General features: G+C 70.0%; 18 protein-coding genes. 2 read left to right on the top strand and 16 right to left on the bottom strand.

What is annotated here, in order from left to right; translation table 11 throughout:
- Positions 1-43: 43 nt before the first annotated feature.
- From ACZ67T_RS15260 to pgsA, 15 genes are all read right to left on the bottom strand, one after another.
- A complete protein-coding gene (locus ACZ67T_RS15260; protein WP_469984257.1) occupies positions 44-2,635 on the bottom strand; it encodes a RelA/SpoT family protein in 2,592 nt (863 codons plus the stop codon).
- A 169-nt stretch (positions 2,636-2,804) separates the two neighbouring features.
- Complete coding sequence (locus ACZ67T_RS15255) at positions 2,805-3,344, bottom strand: adenine phosphoribosyltransferase (protein WP_469984255.1); 540 nt, start codon at positions 3,342-3,344, stop codon at positions 2,805-2,807.
- Positions 3,341-4,465: a protein translocase subunit SecF gene (gene secF / locus ACZ67T_RS15250; RefSeq protein WP_469984254.1), complete on the bottom strand. Its 1,125-nt coding sequence runs from the start codon at positions 4,463-4,465 to the stop codon at positions 3,341-3,343. Before secF ends, ACZ67T_RS15255 begins: the two co-directional genes overlap by 4 nt.
- Before the next feature lies 1 nt (position 4,466).
- Positions 4,467-6,230, bottom strand: a complete 1,764-nt coding sequence (gene secD / locus ACZ67T_RS15245; protein WP_469984252.1) for a protein translocase subunit SecD — start codon at positions 6,228-6,230, stop codon at positions 4,467-4,469.
- A 139-nt stretch (positions 6,231-6,369) separates the two neighbouring features.
- Positions 6,370-6,870, bottom strand: a complete 501-nt coding sequence (gene yajC, locus ACZ67T_RS15240) for a preprotein translocase subunit YajC (protein WP_469984251.1) — start codon at positions 6,868-6,870, stop codon at positions 6,370-6,372.
- Positions 6,871-7,035: 165 nt separating this feature from the next.
- The gene (gene ruvB / locus ACZ67T_RS15235; RefSeq protein WP_469984250.1) at positions 7,036-8,109 is read right to left on the bottom strand and encodes a Holliday junction branch migration DNA helicase RuvB; all 1,074 of its coding nucleotides are present in this window, start codon (positions 8,107-8,109) and stop codon (positions 7,036-7,038) included.
- 52 nt (positions 8,110-8,161) lie between these two features.
- Positions 8,162-8,770, bottom strand: a complete 609-nt coding sequence (gene ruvA / locus ACZ67T_RS15230; protein WP_469984249.1) for a Holliday junction branch migration protein RuvA — start codon at positions 8,768-8,770, stop codon at positions 8,162-8,164.
- The gene (ruvC, locus tag ACZ67T_RS15225; RefSeq protein ID WP_469984248.1) at positions 8,767-9,315 is read right to left on the bottom strand and encodes a crossover junction endodeoxyribonuclease RuvC; all 549 of its coding nucleotides are present in this window, start codon (positions 9,313-9,315) and stop codon (positions 8,767-8,769) included. Before ruvC ends, ruvA begins: the two co-directional genes overlap by 4 nt.
- A gap of 106 nt (positions 9,316-9,421) precedes the next feature.
- Positions 9,422-10,174 carry a YebC/PmpR family DNA-binding transcriptional regulator gene (locus tag ACZ67T_RS15220; RefSeq protein WP_266566512.1) on the bottom strand — a complete coding sequence of 251 codons (753 nt, stop codon included), beginning with the start codon at positions 10,172-10,174 and terminating at the stop codon, positions 9,422-9,424.
- A gap of 75 nt (positions 10,175-10,249) precedes the next feature.
- Positions 10,250-10,855, bottom strand: coding sequence for a pyridoxal 5'-phosphate synthase glutaminase subunit PdxT (pdxT, locus tag ACZ67T_RS15215; RefSeq protein WP_116503361.1), 606 nt, complete (start codon positions 10,853-10,855; stop codon positions 10,250-10,252).
- Entirely contained in the window at positions 10,855-11,703 is an 849-nt protein-coding gene (gene pdxS, locus ACZ67T_RS15210) for a pyridoxal 5'-phosphate synthase lyase subunit PdxS (protein ID WP_234374648.1), read from the bottom strand. Before pdxS ends, pdxT begins: the two co-directional genes overlap by 1 nt.
- A gap of 240 nt (positions 11,704-11,943) precedes the next feature.
- A complete protein-coding gene (locus ACZ67T_RS15205) occupies positions 11,944-12,489 on the bottom strand; it encodes a LemA family protein (protein ID WP_469984246.1) in 546 nt (181 codons plus the stop codon).
- A gap of 99 nt (positions 12,490-12,588) precedes the next feature.
- Complete coding sequence (locus ACZ67T_RS15200) at positions 12,589-13,749, bottom strand: glycosyltransferase family 4 protein (protein ID WP_469984245.1); 1,161 nt, start codon at positions 13,747-13,749, stop codon at positions 12,589-12,591.
- Complete coding sequence (locus ACZ67T_RS15195; RefSeq protein WP_469984243.1) at positions 13,746-14,651, bottom strand: phosphatidylinositol mannoside acyltransferase; 906 nt, start codon at positions 14,649-14,651, stop codon at positions 13,746-13,748. The genes ACZ67T_RS15200 and ACZ67T_RS15195 overlap by 4 nt, the downstream gene beginning before the upstream one ends.
- Positions 14,648-15,322 carry a phosphatidylinositol phosphate synthase gene (gene pgsA, locus ACZ67T_RS15190; RefSeq protein WP_469984241.1) on the bottom strand — a complete coding sequence of 225 codons (675 nt, stop codon included), beginning with the start codon at positions 15,320-15,322 and terminating at the stop codon, positions 14,648-14,650. Before pgsA ends, ACZ67T_RS15195 begins: the two co-directional genes overlap by 4 nt.
- 269 nt (positions 15,323-15,591) lie before the next feature.
- On the opposite strand from pgsA, the gene ACZ67T_RS15185 reads away from it, so the two are divergent.
- Positions 15,592-17,799, top strand: coding sequence for an elongation factor G-like protein EF-G2 (locus tag ACZ67T_RS15185; RefSeq protein ID WP_469984240.1), 2,208 nt, complete (start codon positions 15,592-15,594; stop codon positions 17,797-17,799).
- Positions 17,800-17,989: 190 nt separating this feature from the next.
- Positions 17,990-19,657, top strand: coding sequence for a hypothetical protein (locus ACZ67T_RS15180; RefSeq protein WP_469984238.1), 1,668 nt, complete (start codon positions 17,990-17,992; stop codon positions 19,655-19,657).
- 53 nt (positions 19,658-19,710) lie between these two features.
- Here the strand turns inward: ACZ67T_RS15180 and ACZ67T_RS15175 are convergent, their stop codons facing one another.
- Positions 19,711-20,277, bottom strand: coding sequence for an HIT family protein (locus tag ACZ67T_RS15175; protein ID WP_116503347.1), 567 nt, complete (start codon positions 20,275-20,277; stop codon positions 19,711-19,713).
- Between the last annotated feature and the right edge of the window lie 63 nt (positions 20,278-20,340).

Genomic DNA, 20,340 nt, shown 5'->3' with positions numbered 1-20,340 from the left:
GCCCCCGGCGCCGAGCGCCGGGGGCCCTTCCTCTGTCTGTCGGCTACGGTCTGCGCGCCGACGTCACGCGGTAGACGTCGTAGACGCCCTCCACTCCCCTGACCGCCTTCAGGACGTGACCCAGGTGCTTGGGGTCGCCCATCTCGAAGGTGAAGCGGGAGGTGGCCACCCGGTCGCGGGACGTCTGCACGGCCGCGGACAGGATGTTGACGTGCTGGTCGGACAGGACCCTGGTGACGTCCGAGAGCAGCCGCGAGCGGTCGAGTGCCTCGACCTGTATGGCGACGAGGAAGACCGAGGACTGCGTGGGCGCCCACTCGACCTCGAGGATCCGCTCGGGCTCACGGGACAGCGACTCGACGTTCACACAGTCGCTGCGGTGCACCGATACGCCGCTGCCGCGCGTGACGAACCCGATGATGGGGTCGCCGGGGACGGGCGTACAACAGCGTGCCAGCTTGACCCAGACGTCCTCGACGCCCTTGACGACCACGCCGGGGTCGGCGTTCGCACGGCGCTTGGAGCGGCCGCGCGACGGGGGTGCGCTTTCGGCGATGTCCTCGTTGGCGGCCTCCTCGCCGCCGAGGGCCTGGACGAGCTTCTGGACGACGCTCTGCGCGGTGACATGGCCTTCGCCGATCGCCGCGTACAGGGACGAGATGTCGGGGTAGCGCATCTCGTGCGCGAGGGTGACCAGCGAGTCGCCGGTGAGGATCCGCTGGATCGGCAGGTTCTGCTTGCGCATGGCGCGGACGATGGCGTCCTTGCCCTGCTCGATCGCCTCGTCGCGGCGCTCCTTGGAGAACCAGGCACGGATCTTGTTGCGCGCCCGGGGCGACTTGACGAAGCCGAGCCAGTCGCGGGACGGGCCCGCGCCCTCGGCCTTGGAGGTGAAGACCTCCACCAAGTCGCCGTTGTCCAGAGTCGATTCGAGCGGTACGAGCCGCCCGTTGACCCGGGCTCCTATGGTCCGGTGACCGACCTCGGTGTGGACCGCGTACGAGAAGTCCACCGGGGTCGCGCCGGCCGGGAGCGCTATGACGTCGCCCTTCGGCGTGAAGACGAAGACCTCGTTGCGCGAGAGGTCGAAGCGCAGGGACTCCAGGAACTCGCCCGGGTCCTCCGTCTCCTTCTGCCAGTCGAGCAGCTGGCGCAGCCACGCCATGTCGTTGAGGTGGTCGTCCTTGCCCGTGCTCTTCGGGGCGTCGGAGCGCACCTTGGAGGCACCGGCGACGGCCTCCTGCTTGTACTTCCAGTGCGCCGCGATGCCGTACTCGGCGCGGCGGTGCATGTCGAACGTACGGATCTGCAGCTCAACGGGCTTGCCGTTGGGGCCGATCACGGTCGTGTGCAGCGACTGGTACATGTTGAACTTGGGCATCGCGATGTAGTCCTTGAACCGGCCGGGGACCGGGTTCCATCGCGCGTGCACCGTGCCGAGGGCGGCGTAACAGTCCCTCACCGTGTCGACAAGGACACGAATGCCCACCAGGTCGTAGATCTCCGCGAAGTCACGGCCGCGGACGATCATCTTCTGGTAGACGCTGTAGTAGTGCTTCGGGCGGCCGGTGACGGTCGCCTTGATGCGGGCGGCGCGCAGGTCGCTCTGCACCTCGTCGGTCACTATGGCGAGGTACTCGTCGCGCTTGGGCGCGCGCTCGGCCACCAGACGCACGATCTCGTCGTACATCTTGGGGTAGAGGATCGCGAAGGCGAGGTCCTCCAGCTCCCACTTGATGGTGTTCATGCCCAGGCGGTGCGCCAGCGGAGCGTAGATCTCCAGCGTCTCGCGGGCCTTCTTCTCCTGCTTCTCGCGCTTGAGGTACCGCATCGTGCGCATGTTGTGCAGGCGGTCGGCGAGCTTGATGACCAGGACGCGCGGGTCCTTGGCCATCGCGACGACCATCTTGCGCACGGTCTCGGCCTGCGCGGCCTCGCCGAACTTGACCTTGTCCAGCTTGGTGACGCCGTCGACGAGCAGGGCGACCTGGTCGCCGAAGTCGCGGCGCAGGGTGTCCAGGCCGTACTCGGTGTCCTCGACAGTGTCGTGGAGCAGGCCGGCCATGAGCGTCGCGGGATCCATGCCGAGCTCGGCAAGGATCGTCGTCACCGCGAGCGGGTGCGTGATGTACGGGTCGCCGCTCTTGCGCTTCTGCCCGCGGTGCCAGCGCTCCGCGACCTGGTAGGCGCGCTCGACCTGGCGCAGCGTGGACGTCTCGATCTTCGGGTCGTTGCTGCGCACTATCCGCAGGAGCGGCTCGAGAACGGGGTTGTACGGGTTCGAGCGCTGCACGCCGAGACGGGCGAGGCGGGCGCGGACGCGGTTCGAGGAGCCGGAGCGGGCGGGCTGGCCCGCCGCGGGGCGCACCACGGGCGGCATGGGCGGTGCGGCAGGGGCCGGGGCGGCGGCCTTGGGGCCGGGGGCCGGGCGCTTGTCGGCGGGAGGCTTGGGGCGCGGCTGCTGCTCGGCAGCCTTGCCGCCCGTCGTGCCGGTTGCGCTCTGCCCGGTCTTCCCGGGCTTCGCGGGCGCGCCTGCGGCAGCCGCGGCCTGGTCGGCCTTCTGGTCGGGCTTGGCGGCTGTGGGTACCCCCACGCGCTCGGCGCTGGGGGAGAGTGGCTTGGCCTCGTCTGGCAACGGCGCTCCTCGTGCGCGACGGGTCCCCCGTTCAGGTCCCGGAGAGCCCATGGTATCGACACTGGGCCGCTCGCTCGCCTTCGGCCGGTGGGACGGCTTGCAAGGGGGCAAACGCAAAAGGCGGGCACCGGATTCCTCCGGGCCCGCCTTTACGCCTGTGACCAGGTGTTCAGACCATGAGCAGTGAGTCCAGCGGGGCGCCGTCGAGGGCCGGGAGCAGCCGCTCGCGGCCGCTCAGGAAGCCCAGCTCCATCAGGACGGCAATGCCGGCGACGTCGGCGCCCGCGCGCCGTATGAGCCGCACCGACGCCTCGGCCGTACCACCGGTGGCAAGGACGTCGTCGATCACCATGACGCGGTCACCCGCGACCAGGTCCTCGGCGTGCACCTCGATCTCGGCCGACCCGTACTCCAGGTCGTACGACTGGCTGAGCGTCGCCCCGGGGAGCTTGCCGGCCTTGCGTACGGGGATGAAGCCGAGCCCGGCGCGTACGGCCACGGGGGCGCCCAGGATGAACCCGCGCGCCTCCAGACCGACGACCTTGGTGGCGCCGTTCGCCACGCAGAGCTCCGCGAGGGTGTCGGTGAGCGCCGTGAAGGCCGCCGGGTCCGCCAGGAGCGGGGTGATGTCCTTGAACATCACGCCCGGCTCCGGGTAGTCCGGCACATCGCGGATACGGCTGAGCAGCAGCTCCTTGATGTCGGTCATCGGCGCTTCCCCGAGGGACGGCCACGGCCGCGGTTGCGCGACGCGGGCTGGTGGCGGGGACCGACGACCGCGGTCGCGGCCTCGCCGTCCGACTCATCGTCGTCGTAGTCGTCGTCCTGCGGCGCCGGGGCCTCGACCGACTCGCCCTTGGCGGCAGCCGACGCGCGCTTGGCGAGCACGCGCTTCCTGAGGGCCTTGATCTGCGGGTCGCGTTCCTTGAGGTCGGCGACGAGCGGAGTGGCGATGAAGATCGACGAGTACGCACCGGCCGCGAGGCCGACGAACAGCGACAGCGAGATGTCGTTGAGCATGCCCGCGCCGAGGAAGCCGCCGCCGATGAACAGCAGGCCCGCGACCGGCAGCAGCGCGACGACCGTGGTGTTGATCGAACGCACCAGCGTGCCGTTGATGGAGCGGTTGGCGATCTCGCTGTACGTGTAGCGGGTCTGCTTGGTGATGTCCTTCGTGCCCTCCTTCAAGGAGTCGAAGACGACCACCGTGTCGTAGAGCGAATAACCGAGGATGGTCAGCAGACCGATCACCGTACCCGTGGTGACCTCGAAGCCGACCAGGGCGTAGATCCCGACCGTGATCGTGATGTCGTGGATCAGTGCGACCAGGGCCGCGATGGCCATGCGCCATTCGAAGGCGATGGCCAGATAGATCACCACGAGGATCATGAACACGATCAGGCCGGTCCATGCCTTGTTGGCGATCGTCTCGCCCCAGCTGGGTCCGACGAGGTCTGCGTTGATCTTCGCCTCGGGGACGTTCAGGTCCTTGGCGAGTTCGGTCTTGATCTGGTCGGACTTCGCGGTGTCCACGCCGGAGACCTGGATGCGCAGACCGCCGGTGCCGAGCTCCTGGACGATCGCGTCGTGTCCCGAGGCCTCTTCGGCGGAACGCTCCGCCGTGCCCGCGGAGACGCTGGTCTTCGGGGTGGTGAAGACCGCGCCGCCCTCGAACTCGATGCCCATGTTCAGACCACGCACCGCCAGGCCGACGATGGCCGTGATGGTGATCAGGATCGAGATGCCGTACCAGATCTTGCGCTTGCCGATGAAGTCGTAGCCGACTTCACCGCGGATGAGCCGGGCGCCGAGATGGCCGAGCTTCGACATCTCACGCCTCCTTCGTGTTGACAGGGCCTACGGAAGAGCCGGGGGCACGGCGCGTGCGGCGCAGTGGCGGCTTGGCGCCGAGGCGCTTCGGGTCGAGCCCGGACCACGGGTGTCCGCTCGCGAAGAATTTCCTGCGGGCCAGGATCGTCATCAGCGGCTTGGTGAACAGGAAGACGACGACCACGTCGAGCACGGTGGTCAGGCCGAGCGTGAACGCGAAGCCCTGGACCTTGCCGACGGTGACGACGAACAGCACCGCGGCGGCGAGGAACGACACGAAGTCGGAGACCAGGATCGTGCGCCGGGCCCGCGGCCAGGCGCGCTCGACGGAGGGACGCAGCGACCGGCCCTCACGGATCTCGTCCCTGATGCGTTCGAAGAACACGATGAACGAGTCCGCGGTGATACCGATCGCCACGATCGCACCACAGACCGCCGGCAGGTTCAGCGCGAAGCCGATGGCCGGGCCGAGGAGCGTCATGATCACGTAGGTGAGGACCGCGGACACGAGGAGCGAGGCGAGCGCGATGAGCGACAGGCCGCGGTAGTAGACCACCAGGTAGATGACGACCAGCAGGAGGCCGATGGCACCGGCGATCAGGCCGGCGTGCAGCTGCTCGCCGCCGAGGGCCGCGGTGACCGTCGTGACGCTCTGCTCCTGGAAGGAGAGCGGGAGGGCACCGTAGGACAGCACGTTGGCGAGGTCCTGGGCGGACTGCTGGTCGAAGCTGCCGGAGATCTCCGCGCTGCCGCTCAGGGTCGAGCTGACGCTGGGTGCCGAGACCACGTCACCGTCGAGCACGATGGCGAACTGGTTCATCGGCGGCTGCTGCTGCGAGAGCTTGCTGGTGGTCTTCGCGAACTTCTTCGAGCCCTCGCTCGTGAAGTCCATGTTGACGACCCAGGCGCCGGTCTGCTGGTTGATCGTGGCCTGCGCCTTGTCGACGTCCTTGCCGTTCACCTCGGCGGGGCCGAGGATGTACTTCTCCCACTGGCCGGACGAGTTCTTGCCGCACGCCACGGCGGTGTCCTCGGGCCTGACGCCCGAGGTGACCTGGGTGCGGGCTGCCTTGTCGGTGCAGTCGAGGTCCGTGAACTTCTTCTGCAGTGCGGCGGTGGCCGCGTCCGGGGTGGGGCTGGCCGAGGGGGTGGGCTTGCCGCTCGCGCTGGCGCTCGGCGACGGGGAGGAGTCGGCCTTCAGACCGTCGGTGACGGCGCGGCCCTGCGAGGTCGCGGACGCGGTCGGCGTGGGGGTCGGCGTGCTGGACGCCTTGTCCTTGCTGCCGTCCGTCGCCTTGTCGGTCGCCTTGTTCTTGCCCGAGCCGGAAGGGCTGGTGGAGGGCTCGGGCGTGGGCGCACCGGCGGCCACGGTGAGCACAGGGCGGAAGTAGAGCTGGGCGGTCGTGCCGACCTGCTCGCGCGCCTGCGCCTCGTTCGTCCCCTTGGGGATGTTGACGATGATGTTGTCGGAGCCCTGGGTCTGGACCTCGGACTCCGTGACACCCAGACCGTTGACGCGGCGCTCGATGATGCTCACGGCCGTGTTCATGTTGGTCTGGTTGACCGCGTTCTTCTGACCCGGCTCGCTCTTCGCCTTGAGCGTGATGCTCGTACCACCGGCGAGGTCGATGCCCAGGCGCGGCGTGGTGTGGCCGGACAGGAACATCCCGCCGGTCAGCGCCACCATCGCGATCAGAAAGAAGGCCAGTGTGCGGCCCGGCCTGCTCTGGGCGCCGTGACTTCGGCCCTTCTTGGGTGCTGCCACCTTCTCGTTCTCCCTCTCCATCCGTCCCGCAGCGGGGTACGTGCCCGGACGGCCATGAAATGGTGTCGAGAATCCGTGCGGAAGTCACACGTCCGGGACCGCGGAGCGCGAGCGGGCGCGCGCGGTCCTGGGGGCGTGACTACTTCGCGTCGGACTCGCCGTCGGTCTTCTTCGGCTCAGCGCCGTCGGCCTCGGAGGCTACGTCAGTGGCAGCAGCCTCGTCCTTCTTGTCGAGGTCGATGCGCGAGTCGTCCGAGGCGTCGGCGGGCTCGTCGGTCTCGGTGAGAGAGGAAGCGTCGTCCGGAACGATCGCACCATCGGCGCCGAGGGCGTCGTTGTCATCGTTGTCGTCACTCTCGGTGCCGTGGACGATGCGGTTGTACTCGTCGTCGGCCAGGACGGCGCCGATCGCGTTCTTCGCGTAGACGGCGTGGACGCCGGGGGCCACCTCCAGAAGGACCATCTCGTCGTGGACCTCCTTGACGGTGGCGTACATGCCCCCGATCGTGCGGACGCCGGAACCGGGCTGCATCTGGTCCCGCATCTGGCCTGCCGCCTGCTGCTTCTTCTTGGCGGAGCGGGTCATCAGGAACATGGCCCCGATGAGCACGATGAACGGGAGGAGGGTCACGATATTCACGGGACGGAAATTCCTTCGCACGACCGCGCACGTAGGCGGCCTGTTGGATGGGGGTGGGCACGCCGTCCACATGGGCGGCATCGGCGGAGTCTAAGCGAGTCCGCACTCAAGGAACAACGCTCAGCATGGCACCGGGGTTCCTGACCTGGCGACTACCCTGCGCGATCACGTCCCGAACAGGTCCCGTTGTCCGCTTGTTCCCCTTGTCTGCTGGGGCGGCGTGAGGCCGAGGTGGGTCCAGGCCGCGGGCGTGGCGACCCGGCCTCGCGGCGTACGGGCGAGCAGACCTTCTCGTACGAGGAAGGGTTCGGCGACCTCCTCGACCGTCTCGCGCTCCTCCCCCACGGCGACCGCGAGGGTGGAGAGGCCGACGGGGCCGCCGCCGAAGAGCTTGATCAGCGCTTCGAGGACGGCGCGGTCGAGCCGGTCGAGGCCACGGCCGTCCACCTCGTAGACGCCGAGGGCCACCCCGGCGATGTCACGGGTGATGTGGCCGTCGGCCTTGACCTGCGCGTAGTCGCGGACCCGGCGCAGCAGGCGGTTGGCGATACGGGGGGTGCCGCGGGAGCGGCCGGCGATCTCGGCGGCGCCCTGGGGGTCGATCTCCACGTCGAGGAGGTTCGCGGAGCGGTGGATGACGCGCTCCAGCTCGGCCGGCTCGTAGAACTCCATATGGGCCGTGAAGCCGAAGCGGTCGCGCAGCGGCGGGGGCAGGAGGCCCGCGCGCGTGGTGGCGCCGACGAGGGTGAACGGGGGCAGTTCCAGCGGGATGGCCGTGGCGCCGGGGCCCTTGCCGACGATGACGTCGACCCGGTAGTCCTCCATCGCCATGTAGAGCATCTCTTCGGCGGGGCGGGACATGCGGTGGATCTCGTCGAGGAAGAGGACCTCGCCCTCCTGCAGGGAGGAGAGGATCGCGGCCAGGTCGCCGGCGTGCTGGATGGCCGGGCCGCTGGTGATCCGGATGGGGGCGCCCATCTCGGCCGCGATGATCATGGAGAGCGTGGTCTTGCCGAGGCCGGGCGCGCCGGAGAGCAGGACGTGGTCGGCGGTGGCACCACGCGCGCGTGCCGCTCTGAGGACCAGGTCGAGCTGTTCACGGACCTTCTCCTGGCCGATGAACTCGCCCAGGTCCTTGGGGCGCAGGGCGGCCTCGACCGCCTGGTCCTCGCCGTCGGCGACAGAGCCCACGAGCCGCTCGGTGTCGGGCGTCGCGTCGGTCGTGTCGTCCCAGTTCATGAGGTGTGCCTCGCGGTGGTGGTGGTTCGGGCGGGGAGCGGGCGGGGCCCGGTCAGCGGGTGCGGTTCAGCGTCTGGAGCGCGGCCTTGAGGAGCTTGCCGACCTGCGGCGTGCCGCCTTCCTCCTCGGCCTGCGGGGCGACGGCCTCGATGGCCTCGTCGGCCTCGCGCGTGGCGTAGCCGAGCCCGATGAGCGCGGCGTGCAGCTGGTCGCGCCAGCCTGACGTCACGGGGGCGCCCACGCCCGTACCGGTGCCGAGGGGGGCACCGAGCCGGTCCTTGAGTTCGATGAGCAGCTTCTGGGCGCCCTTCTTGCCGATGCCGGGCACTGCGGTGAGCGACTTCTCGTCACCGGAGGCGACAGCGCCGCGCAGCGCGTCGGGGCTGTGCACGGCGAGCATCGCCTGCGCGAGGCGCGGGCCGACGCCGCTGGCGGTCTGGAGCAGCTCGAAGGTCTGCCGCTCGTCGTCGTCGGCGAAGCCGTAGAGCGTGAGCGAGTCCTCGCGTACGACGAGGGAGGTGGCGAGCTTGGCCTGCTGGCCGACGCGGAGGCCGGAGAGCGTGTTCGGAGTGCACTGGACGGCCATGCCGATGCCGCCGACCTCGACCACCGCGGTGTCAGGGGCGAGTGCGGCCACCTGGCCGCTGACGAAGGCGATCATGCGAAACGGCCTTTCGGTGCTGTGGCTGATTTCGATGCGTGCAGGGCGACGGCCTGCTGGAGTCTGTTCTGCGCGGGAGCGCGCCAGATGTGGCAGATGGCGAGGGCCAGAGCGTCGGCCGCGTCGGCGGGCTTGGGGGGCGCGTCCAGTCTCAGCAGCCGCGTCACCATGGCGCCCACCTGAGCCTTGTCGGCCCGTCCGCTGCCCGTCACGGCGGCCTTGACCTCGCTGGGCGTGTGGAGGGCCACGGGGATGCCGCGGCGGCTGGCGCAGAGCATCGCGATCGCGCTCGCCTGGGCCGTCCCCATGACCGTCCGCACGTTGTGCTGGCTGAACACCCGCTCCACGGCGACGAATTCGGGCCGGTGCTCGTCCAGCCACTGCTCGATGCCCTGCTCGATGGCGACGAGGCGGTGGCCCAACTCCGCGTCGGCCGGGGTCCGTACGACGCCGACACCGCGCATCGTCAGAGGCCTCCCCGCGACCCCCTCGACCACGCCGACACCGCACCGGGTCAGCCCCGGGTCCACGCCGAGTACGCGCACCCCGCCCCTCCTTCGATAGCCAGTTTGTGCAGGCTATCGGGTACCGCTGACAATGCGACGGGCCGACGGGTGTGTGTGTCCCGTCGGCCCGTGCGCTGCCTGCGTGTCAGGCGTCGACCTTCTCCATGACCTCGTCGCTCACGTCGAAGTTGGCGAAGACGTTCTGCACGTCGTCGCTGTCCTCGAGCGCGTCGATGAGCTTGAAGATCTTGCGGGCGCCCTCCTCGTCGAGCTCGACCTGCATGGTCGGGACGAAGTTGGCGTCGGCCGAGTCGTAGTCGATCCCGGCCTCCTGGAGCGCGGTGCGCACCGCGACCAGGTCGGTGGCCTCGCTGAGCACCTCGAAGGACTCACCGAGGTCGTTGACCTCTTCGGCACCCGCGTCGAGCACGGCACCGAGGACGTCGTCCTCGGACAGCTCACCCTTGGGGACGATCACGACACCCTTGCGGTTGAACAGGTACGAGACGGAGCCGGGGTCGGCCATGTTGCCGCCGTTGCGGGTCATGGCGACACGCACGTCGGACGCGGCACGGTTGCGGTTGTCGGTGAGGCACTCGATGAGCACCGCGACACCGTTGGGACCGTAGCCCTCGTACATGATCGTCTCGTAGTCGGCGCCGCCGGCCTCGAGGCCGGCGCCGCGCTTGACCGCGGAGTCGATGTTCTTGTTCGGGACCGAGCTCTTCTTGGCCTTCTGGATGGCGTCGAAGAGCGTCGGGTTGCCGGACACGTCGGAGCCGCCCGTGCGGGCAGCGACCTCGATGTTCTTGATCATCTTCGCGAAGAGCTTGCCGCGCTTGGCGTCGATCACGGCCTTCTTGTGCTTCGTCGTAGCCCATTTAGAGTGGCCGGACATCTGCCTGTCTCCTTCGCGTAACCAACCCAGTACGAACTCCCCCTGGCCTCAAGGGCCGGGGGACCCCCCGAGATCCTACAAGGACCCGGCCACCAGCTTCGCCCGCACCATGTCGACGAACAGCGCGTGCATCCTGTGGTCGCCGGTCAGCTCGGGGTGGAAGGACGTGGCGAGGGCGTTTTCCTGCCGTACAGCAACTATGTGCCCGTCGTACTCCGCGAGTACCTCGGCACTGGCGCCCACCGACTCGACCCAGGGGGCGCGGATGAAGACGCCCTCCACGGGGTCGCCCTCCACACCGCGTACGTCGACCGCCGCCTCGAAGGACTCGTTCTGACGTCCGAAGGCATTGCGGCGGACGATCATGTCGATCCCGCCGACCGTCTCCTGGCCCGAACGCGGGTCGAGGATCTTGTCGGCGAGCAGGATCATCCCCGCGCAGGTGCCGTACACCGGCATGCCTTCACGCACGCGCGCGCGAAGGGGCTCCATGAGCCCGAACAGGACGGCCAGCTTGGAGATGGTGGTCGACTCCCCGCCGGGCAGGACGATGCCGTCCACCTCGGCCAGTTCCTCGGGCCGCCGCACGGGCCTGGCCACGGCGTCCGCCGTGGCCAGGGCGACGAGGTGCTCCCGTACGTCGCCCTGGAGCGCGAGGACGCCCACTACGGGAGAGGTCATTACCAGCCCCGGTTCGCGTAGCGCTCGGTCTCGGGGAGGGTGTCGCAGTTGATGCCGACCATGGCCTCGCCCAGGTTGCGCGAGGCGTCGGCGATGATCTTGGGGTCGTCGTAGAAGGTGGTGGCCTTCACGATGGCGGCGGCGCGCTTGGCCGGGTCGCCGGACTTGAAGATGCCGGAGCCGACGAAGACACCCTCGGCGCCGAGCTGGCGCATCAGGGCGGCGTCGGCGGGCGTGGCGACACCACCGGCGGAGAACAGCACCACCGGCAGCTTGCCGAGCTCGGAGACCTCCTTGACGAGCTCGTAGGGGGCACGCAGCTCCTTGGCGGCGGCGTACAGCTCGTTGTTGTCGAAGCCGCGCAGCTTGGCGATCTCGTTCTTGATCTGGCGCAGGTGGCGGACGGCCTCGACGACGTTGCCCGTGCCGGCCTCGCCCTTCGAGCGGATCATGGCCGCGCCCTCGGCGATGCGGCGCAGGGCCTCGCCCAGGTTGGTGGCGCCGCACACGAAGGGGGTCGTGAACGCGAACTTGTCGCTGTGGTTGACCTCGTCGGCCGGGGTGAGGACCTCGGACTCGTCGATGTAGTCGACGCCGAGCGACTGCAGGACCTGGGCCTCCACGAAGTGGCCGATCCGGGACTTGGCCATGACCGGGATGGAGACGGCCTCGATGATCTCCTCGATCATGTTCGGGTCGGACATCCGGGCCACTCCGCCGTCCTTGCGGATGTCGGCCGGCACCCGCTCGAGCGCCATGACGGCCACCGCGCCGGCGTCCTCGGCGATCTTCGCCTGCTCGGCGTTGACGACGTCCATGATCACGCCGCCCTTGAGCTGCTCGGCCATGCCGCGCTTCACGCGCGCGGTGCCGGTGGTTTCGACGAACTGGGGGGTGCTGGACACGGGTGACCTCGCTCGATGGAAAGGGGGGTTGCTACTCCCCAGAGGAAACGCCCCGCGACCAGTCCACATCAAGGGCCAATATCCGACCGGTGGCTCATTCTTCGCGAATGCGCCTACTCCCCCTGTCATGCGGTGCCCCGGTCGATACGCAGTGGCCGGTCGTTACGCGGAGGCCCGGTCGGCCTATGTGGTGAGCCTGTCGGCGAGCGCGACGGGCGGCTCGTCGTCCATCTCGAAGGCCAGTGGGAAGGGCGCATGGCCCGCGAGCCGGAACCAGCGCACCTTGCGATGCCTGCGCAGGGCGCGTGCGGCCCGTACGGCGTCGTTGTGGAAGCGCCGGGCCATGGGCACCCTGCGGACGGCCTGAGCGAGCTCCTCGGCCGCGTCGGGGCCGCCCGGGGCGGCGCGCACCGCCTCCATCTGCCCCGCCTCGCCGAACACGGCCCGCAGCGCCTGGCTCAGCTCGCTCTCGGCGACCTCACGGTGGTCCTCCTCGGCCTGCCGCGCCGCGTGCGCGGCCTCGTACAGGACGATCGAGGCGGCGGGGTCGAGCACTCCCGAGGTGGCCAGCTCCTGCGCCACCGAGGCGCGGCGCAGCAGTTGGGCGTCGAGTGCGGCGCGGGCCGCGTCGATCCGGGCGTGCAGCCGGTCGAGGCGGCCGGCGGTCCAGCTCAGGTAGAGGCCGACCGCGATGAGGAAGACCGCGATCCAGATCAAAGTGGAGGTCACGGGCGCAAAGGCTACAGCCGTGCCCCGCAGCGGCGATCAGCCGCGTGCGGGACGGGAGGGACGTACCGGTTTGTGCCCGTGGCGCGCCGGTACGTCCCGTCAGTCGCGGGCGAGCCCGAACCGGGGCCGCCGTCCGCTGCGTTCGTCGGTGGCGACGGCCGCCGCGCCGGTGGTCACCGTCTCGTACACGGACAGGATGTCCGCCCCCACGGTCGACCAGTCGAAGCGCCGCACGTGTTTGCTGCCGCGCTCCCGCAGCTCCTCGCGCCGGTCGGCGTCGCCCAGGAGCCGGACGGCCGAGTCCGCGAGGGCGTCCGCGTCCTCGTTGGCGAACAGCTCGCCCGCGCCGCCCTGGTCGAGGACCTGCGCGAACGCGTCGAGGTCCGAGGCCAGGACCGGAGCGCCCGCGGACATCGCCTCGACGAGGATGATGCCGAAGCTCTCGCCGCCCGTGTTGGGGGCCACGTACACGTCGACGCTGCGCAGCAGTCTGGCCTTGTCCTCGTCGCTGACCATGCCGAGGAACTCGACACGTTCGCGCATCTCGGCGGGCAGGCTCGCGACGGCCTCCTCCTCGTCGCCGCGTCCGGCCACGAGCAGCCGGGTCCCGGGCCGCTCCGCCAGGATCCTCGGCAGGGCCTTCATCAGTACGGGAAGGCCCTTGCGGGGCTCGTCGATGCGCCCGATGAAGCCGATGGTGCCTCCCTGCCACTCGGCCTTGGGCTCGGCGCGGGCGAAGAAGTCGACGTCGACACCGTTCGGGATGACGACGGCGTCCCCGCCTAGGTGCTCCACGAGCGTGCGCCGCGCGTACTCGCTCACCGCGATGCGCGCGCTGATCTTCTCCAGGGCGGGCTGGAGGATCGGATACGCGGCGATCATGGCGCGGGACCGCGGGTTCGACGTGTGGAACGTGGCGACGATCGGGCCCTGCGCCGCCCAGCAGGAGAGCAGCCCCAGCGAGGGCGAGGCCGGCTCATGGATGTGGATCACGTCGAACGTGCCGTCGTGCAGCCAGCGCCGCACCCGCGCGGCGCTCAGGAAGCCGAAGTTGAGCCGGGCGACCGAGCCGTTGTACGGCACGGGGACCGCGCGGCCCGCCGAGACGACGTACGGCGGCAGCGGGGTCTCGTCGTCGGCCGGGGCGAGGACGGACACCTCGTGCCCCAGGGCGATGAGGTGCTCCGCGAGGTCGCGGATGTGGAACTGGACGCCGCCCGGCACGTCCCAGGAGTACGGGCAGACGATGCCGATCTTCACGGTCGGCGCTCCTCGAGGTCGGCGAGCCACAGGCGCTGCAGCATGTGCCAGTCCTCCGGGTGGTCGGCGATGCCGGTGGCGAAGGCATCGGCCAGCGCCTGTGTCATGACAGACGTCTTTTCGGCGCGGGTACCTGTCTCGGGCACCTCGATGGGCGCGTGGATGCGTCCGCGCATGACGGGCGATTCGTCGTACCAGAGGGTGACCGGGAGGAGCAGGGCGCCGGTCTGCTGGGCGAGTATCGCGGGGCCCGCGGGCATGCGCGCGGTGTCGCCGAAGAACTTCACCTCGACACCGGACTCGGACAGATCGCGGTCGGCGACGAGGCAGACCAGGCCGCCGGCGCGCAGCCGGCGGGCGAGCGTACCGAAGGCGGATCCGCCTTCGTGCGGCAGGACCTCCATGCCGAGGCTCTCGCGGTACGCCACGAAGCGGTCGTACAGGGTCTCGGGCTTGAGCCGCTCGGCGACCGTCGTGAACGGGGTCTCCAGCTTCGCGGTGACCCAGGCGCCCGCGAGGTCCCAGTTGCCCAGGTGGGGCAGGGCGATGATGACGCCCTTGTCGGAGGCGAGGCCGTCGGTGAGGTGGTGGGCGTCGTCGACGTCGAACCCGTTCCGTACCCGGTCCGCGCTCCAGGACGGCAGCCGGAACGACTCCATCCAGTACCGCAGGTACGAACGCATGCCCGCCCGGGAGAGCTGCTTGAGGCGCTCCGGTGAGGCGTCGGGCACCACGCGCGCGAGGTTGGACTCCAGGCGCAGGACGCTCTTGCCGCGCCGCCTCCACGCGACGTCGGCGATGGTGCGGCCCAGGCGGATCGCGACGGGCTCCGGGAGCTTCTTGACCGTGCTCCAGCCCGCTCCGTAAAGGGCGTCGACAAGTCGTTCGCGCGCGTTGCTCACGATGCGGTCCCGCTCTCCTGGGAGGCCGCGGCCGCGGCCTCCGCGTCGGCCTCGGCCGACTCCCTGCGGACGGTCACCATCCGCTGGATCAGCGTAACCAGGCTGCCCGCCGCGACGGCCCACAGGGCGATCGGCAGCACGATCTGGATGCCGGGGACGCCGAACTTGTGCAGCCCCGCGAGGCCCGCGGCGACGAGGGTGATCACGAGCCGCTCGGCGCGCTCCACCAGGCCGTTCACCGCGACGGGCAGGCCGATGGCCTCACCGCGGGCCTTGGTGTACGACACGACCTGGCCGCTGGCGAGGCAGAAGATGGAGACGGCGCACAGCATGTTGTTGTCGCCGGATCCCGCGTACCAGAGGGCGAGGCCACCGAAGATCGCGCCGTCGGCGACGCGGTCGAGCGTGGAGTCGAGGAACGCGCCCCAGCGGCTGGTGCGGCCGAGCTGGCGCGCCATGTTGCCGTCCACGAGGTCCGAGAAGACGAACAGCGTGATGACGATCGTGCCCCAGAAGAACTCCCCGCGGGGGAAGAAGACCAGTGCGCCCGCCACGACCCCGGCCGTGCCGAGGAGCGTGACCGCGTCGGGGCTGACCCCGCGACGGATGAGAAACGCGGCGAACGGTGTGAGGACACGCGTGAAAAATGCACGCGCGTACTTGTTCAGCATGGCCTTCCCGAGGGTCGGATGGCCGCGCGGCCCTTCTGGCCACCGGCTGGCCCATCGTAGTCACGCGCGCGCGTGGACGGCCGACGGGCACCCGCGCGCCCCCGGGAACCGCGTACGACGTATGGACGCACCATGACCGGAGTGCAAAGCTCGAAGACACCGCGGGCGTCGTCGGAGCCGCCGTCGCGGGTCCCTCGTGTCCGCGCCCAATGGGACCCCCTCTTCAGCAGGGGTGCCACCTCACCGTGCAAGTAACCGGGAGGCAAGGCATGGGCGACAAGGCGAATACACACCCCGGAGCCGCCGGCAGGGCTACGGCGGCCGACCACCCCTCGTCCGTGAGGAATGTGGTGCTGGTCGGCCACAGCGGATCGGGCAAGACGACATTGGTGGAGGCTCTCGCGCTGACCGCGGGGGCGGTGAACAGGGCGGGCCGGGTGGAGGACGGCACCGCCATTTCCGACTACGACGACATCGAGCACCGGCAGCAGCGGTCGGTGCAGCTCTCACTGGTGCCCCTCGAATGGGACGGGTACAAGATCAATCTTCTGGACACCCCCGGATACGCGGATTTCGTGGGGGAGCTCAGGGCCGGTCTGCGGGCTGCGGACGCGGCCCTCTTCGTCGTCTCGGCGTCCGACGGACCCGAGACCATGGCGGGCGCGACGCGCATGGTGTGGGAGGAGTGTGCGGCGGTCGGCATGCCACGCGCCATCGTGGTCACGCATCTGGAGGCGGCGCGCTCCGACTTCGAACAGATGACGCGGACCTGCGAGACGTTCTTCGGCGGCGACGACCCGGACGCCGTCATCCCGCTCTACCTGCCGCTGCACGGCGAGCCGGGGCCGGACGGGCACGCGCCCGTGACCGGTCTCGTAGGACTCCTGTCGCAGCGTGTGTTCGACTACGCGTCGGGCGAGCGCAAGGAGTCCGAGCCCGACCCCGATCAGCTGCCGCTCATCGAGGAGGCACGCAGCCGTCTGATCGAGGGGATCATCGCCGAGAGCGAGGACGAAACCCTCATGGACCGCTATCTGAGCGGCGAGGAGATCGACTACAAGACGCTGGTCGGGGACCTGGAACGGGCCGTGGCACGCGGTGTCTTCCACCCCGTGCTGGCCGCGGCGCCCGCGGCGCAGGGCGCGCGGCAGGGCATCGGCACGGTCGAGCTGCTCGAACTCATCACGGGCGGCTTCCCCACTCCCCTGGAGCGCGCGGCCCCGGTGGTCACCACCCCGTCGGGCGACGCGCGCACGGTGAACGTCTGCGATCCGGACGGTCCCCTGGTCGCCGAGGTCGTGAAGACGGCATCCGATCCGTACGTGGGCCGGATCTCGCTGGTACGGGTCTTCTCCGGAACCCTGCGCCCCGACGACACGGTGCATGTCTCGGGACACGGCCTCGCCGACCGAGGCCACGAGGACCACGACGTCGACGAACGCATCGGCGCCCTGACGTCGCCGTTCGGGAAGCAGCAGCGCGTGCTCTCCCACTGCATCGCCGGCGACCTGGCGTGCGTCGCCAAGCTCGGCCGGGCGGAGACCGGCGACACCCTCTCCGCCAAGGACGACCCGCTCCTCATGGAGCCGTGGGACATGCCGGACCCGCTGCTCCCGCTGGCGATCCAGGCCCACAGCAAGCCGGACGAGGACAAGCTCTCGCAGGGCCTGTCCCGGCTGGTCGCCGAGGACCCCACGATGCGGCTCGAACAGAACCAGGACACCCACCAGGTCGTCCTGTGGTGCCTCGGTGAGGCGCATGCCGACGTCGCCCTGGAGCGGCTGCGCAACCGGTACGGCGTCCAGGTCGACGTCGTCCCGCACAAGGTCTCGCTCAGGGAGACGTTCGCCGACAGGTCGGCGGGCCGCGGGCGCCACGTGAAGCAGTCCGGCGGGCACGGACAGTTCGCTATCTGCGAGATCGAGGTGGAGCCGCTGCCGAACGGCTCCGGCATCGAGTTCGTGGACAAGGTCGTCGGCGGCTCGGTGCCGCGGCAGTTCATCCCGTCCGTGGAGAAGGGCGTACGGGCCCAGGCCGCGAAGGGCGTGGCCGCGGGCCATCCCCTCATCGATGTGCGGATCACGCTGCTCGACGGGAAGGCGCACTCGGTGGACTCCTCCGACGCGGCGTTCCAGACGGCGGGCGCGCTGGCACTGCGGGAGGCGGCCTCGGAGGCGAGGATCCATCTCCTGGAGCCGGTCGCCGAGGTGCAGGTGCTCGTCGCCGACGACTACGTGGGCGCGGTGATGAGCGATCTGTCGGGGCGGCGCGGCCGCGTGGTCGGCACGGAACAGGCACCGGGGTCTCGCACGCTCGTACGGGCCGAGATCCCGGAGATCGAGATCGGCCGGTACGCGGTGGACCTGCGGTCGCTGTCGCACGGCACGGGACGGTTCAGCCGGGCGTACGCGCGGCACGAGCCGATGCCCCCGCAGCTGGGCGACAGGATGCGTGAACAGGCCCAGGACGCCTCGTAGTTGGCCCTCCCGCGGCCGTCCGGCAGCCAGGCCGCCCGCCCGGTCCCCCTCCGGGCGGGCGGCTTCGGCCGTCCCCTGACGGATGTCGGTGCGCCCCGATACGCTGAAGACCTGATCAAGCCGATGACCTGATCAACAGGTGTGCGGAGCAAGGAAGTCGGGAAAGCCGCAGGAGCGAAGGCGCGCGGCGATGGGGGCGGCAGTGGCGGACGACGTATTCGACTTCAGACCCGGGGCGCAGGTGCCGTTGCACGGCTCCGCGGGCCAGACCGCGGCCACATACGCACTCGCCTCGGCGGCGTACCGGGACGCGAAGGTGGACGATCTGCTCGCCGCCAACAGCGAGTGGCACAAGTCCGAGGTGAAGAAGGGCATTTGGTCGCTGACGGCACCGAATCTGGGCGAGGCGTTCTCGCGGGCCGTCCAGGGCCGGCTGCTCGGCGGTGCCCGCAAGCCGCTCATCCAGTCCTTCGGCACCGAGCCGCAGGTCGTCGTGGAGCACTGTCTCGCGGCGAACCGGATCCGTAAGCAGCGCGACAGCTGGCTCACGGCCGTGATGGCGCTGTGCGGCCTGCTCTTCCTGCCCGGCCTGATCGTCTGGCTGCTCGTCTTCCAGGTCCGCCGCATGATCGGCAGCCAGGAGAACAAGCGCATGGCCGCGCTGTTCACGGCGCTGATGGTGGCGGTCGCCGCCGTCGCCGTGATCTTCATGGTCAAGCTGCCGTTCACGGGCTTCTGGGCCTGGTATCTGCGGGGGGCGATCGTGGCGCCCGTGGTCGGCTGGCTGTGGGCCCGGCAGATCTGCGAGCGCACGGCGAAGGACATGCGGGAGCGCTGGGACAGCCTGCTCGCCGGCGGCGGCATCGGCGCCAAGATCCCGGAGGCGGTGCCCGGCAGCCCGGGCGAGACGGCCGCCGAGCGGATGCGCCAGAGCCTCGCCAAGCTGACCGCGGAGCAGCAGTCGAACTCCGTGTTCTACGCGGGGCCCAAGGGCATCCTCGGCATGGGCACCCGCTGGGGCAGCTGGCAGCTCGCCGAGGAGCTGATCCCCCGGGACGAGGGGGCGGAGATCCACCCGTTCCGCAGCTGGGACGTCATCCGGGCGGTCCACGACAAGCTGCGGCTCCTGGAGCGTGGCCCGCTGCACACGGGCGGGTTCCCGACGCCGTCGATCAAGCACTGGATCGTCTCGCCGATCGGGGAGAACGCGAAGAAGGTGGCGCGCCCCAGCGGCACCGATGTCGAGGCCTTCCAGATCAAGAACCACGAGATACAGCGGATCTGCAACGAGCAGCAGTTCGGCAGCGGCGACCGCCACTATCTGGGCGTGCAGTTCACGCTCTGGGACGGCCAGTTGGTGATCACGATGCTGATCACGGTGACGGTGCTGCACGAGACGCTGCGTATCGAGGTCACGGGCCATGCGCTGGGCCCGGTGCACTCCCTGTTCACGACGAAGCCCGAGCCGAAGACGAAGGAAGTCGCGAAGGCCGTCAAGTTCTGGGAGACGGTGGAGAAGAAGCTCCCCCTCATCGAGCCCGACGAGGTGGTCCGTCTCGCGGTGCGCGCGCCGTTCACCTGGTACCCGCCGCTCCTGGACTTCGTAGGCGGCAAGCTGATCCTGCCCGAGCCCTTCGGCCTGCGGCACGCGTGGGCGGACAAGCCGTGGCGCCACCGCTTCATGGCGGACGACGCGCTGCGCACGGCCACCCCGGTCCTGCGCGTGGTGCACGCGGCGGCGATCAAGGTGCTTGAGGAGAACGGCGTGGAGACGGAGAAGTTCGGTACGCGCTCGTCGTTCCTCAGCAACCTGGTCCAGTCCCCGACGCCCCTGAACGCCGACGTGTACGACGCGTAGCCGGGCCCGGCCGGCCCGGGACGCAAGCGCCCGGCCGGCCGGTCACGACCGGCTCAGTCGGCGTCCGGCCAGGCCTTGGCGAGCGCGGTCCTGGTGTCGCCGAGCAGCTGCGGCAGCACCTTGGTGTGTCCCACGACGGGCATGAAGTTGGTGTCCCCGCCCCAGCGCGGGACGATGTGCTGGTGCAGATGCGCGGCGATGCCGGCCCCCGCGACCGCGCCCTGGTTCATGCCGATGTTGAAGCCGTGCGCCCCGGACGCGGTGCGCAGCGCGGCCATCGCGCGCTTGGTGAAGAGGGCCAGCTCGGCGGTCTCGCCGTCGTCCAGATCCGTGTAGTCGGCGACGTGCCGGTACGGCAGCACCATCAAGTGACCGCCGTTGTACGGATAGAGATTGAGGATCGCGTAGACGCTCGCGCCGCGCGCCACGATCAGCGCTTCCTCGTCGGTCATGCCGGGTGCGGCGCAGAAGGGACAGCCGTCGTCGGCTCCCGGTCCGGTCGGCTTGTTCTCCCCCTGGATGTACGCCATCCGGTGCGGCGTCCAAAGGCGCCCGAACCCGTCCGGCTCACCCACCGGCCCCGTGTGCTGCTCCGGCTCACTCGTCATGAGGTGCAGCATATGGCTTCGCCCGTTCGGAGCGTGTCGGCGGGGCGGCTCCCGGTCCCCGCCCGCGATCCTTGA

This window comes from Streptomyces sp. NPDC107517, from assembly GCF_055582645.1.
This window is presented reverse-complemented; position numbering and strand designations above follow the sequence as displayed.

Bases quoted from the DNA above. Each gene is read 5' to 3' on its own strand.
- ACZ67T_RS15255 (WP_469984255.1), bottom strand. From the start codon at position 3,344: ATGACCGACATCAAGGAGCTGCTGCTCAGCCGTATCCGCGATGTGCCG.
- secF (WP_469984254.1), bottom strand. From the start codon at position 4,465: ATGTCGAAGCTCGGCCATCTCGGCGCCCGGCTCATCCGCGGTGAAGTC.
- ruvB (WP_469984250.1), bottom strand. From the start codon at position 8,109: ATGAACTGGGACGACACGACCGACGCGACGCCCGACACCGAGCGGCTC.
- ruvA (WP_469984249.1), bottom strand. From the start codon at position 8,770: ATGATCGCCTTCGTCAGCGGCCAGGTGGCCGCACTCGCCCCTGACACC.
- ACZ67T_RS15220 (WP_266566512.1), bottom strand. From the start codon at position 10,174: ATGTCCGGCCACTCTAAATGGGCTACGACGAAGCACAAGAAGGCCGTG.
- pdxT (WP_116503361.1), bottom strand. From the start codon at position 10,855: ATGACCTCTCCCGTAGTGGGCGTCCTCGCGCTCCAGGGCGACGTACGG.
- pdxS (WP_234374648.1), bottom strand. From the start codon at position 11,703: ATGGCCGAGCAGCTCAAGGGCGGCGTGATCATGGACGTCGTCAACGCC.
- pgsA (WP_469984241.1), bottom strand. From the start codon at position 15,322: ATGCTGAACAAGTACGCGCGTGCATTTTTCACGCGTGTCCTCACACCG.
- ACZ67T_RS15185 (WP_469984240.1), top strand. From the start codon at position 15,592: ATGGGCGACAAGGCGAATACACACCCCGGAGCCGCCGGCAGGGCTACG.
- ACZ67T_RS15180 (WP_469984238.1), top strand. From the start codon at position 17,990: ATGGGGGCGGCAGTGGCGGACGACGTATTCGACTTCAGACCCGGGGCG.
- ACZ67T_RS15175 (WP_116503347.1), bottom strand. From the start codon at position 20,277: ATGCTGCACCTCATGACGAGTGAGCCGGAGCAGCACACGGGGCCGGTG.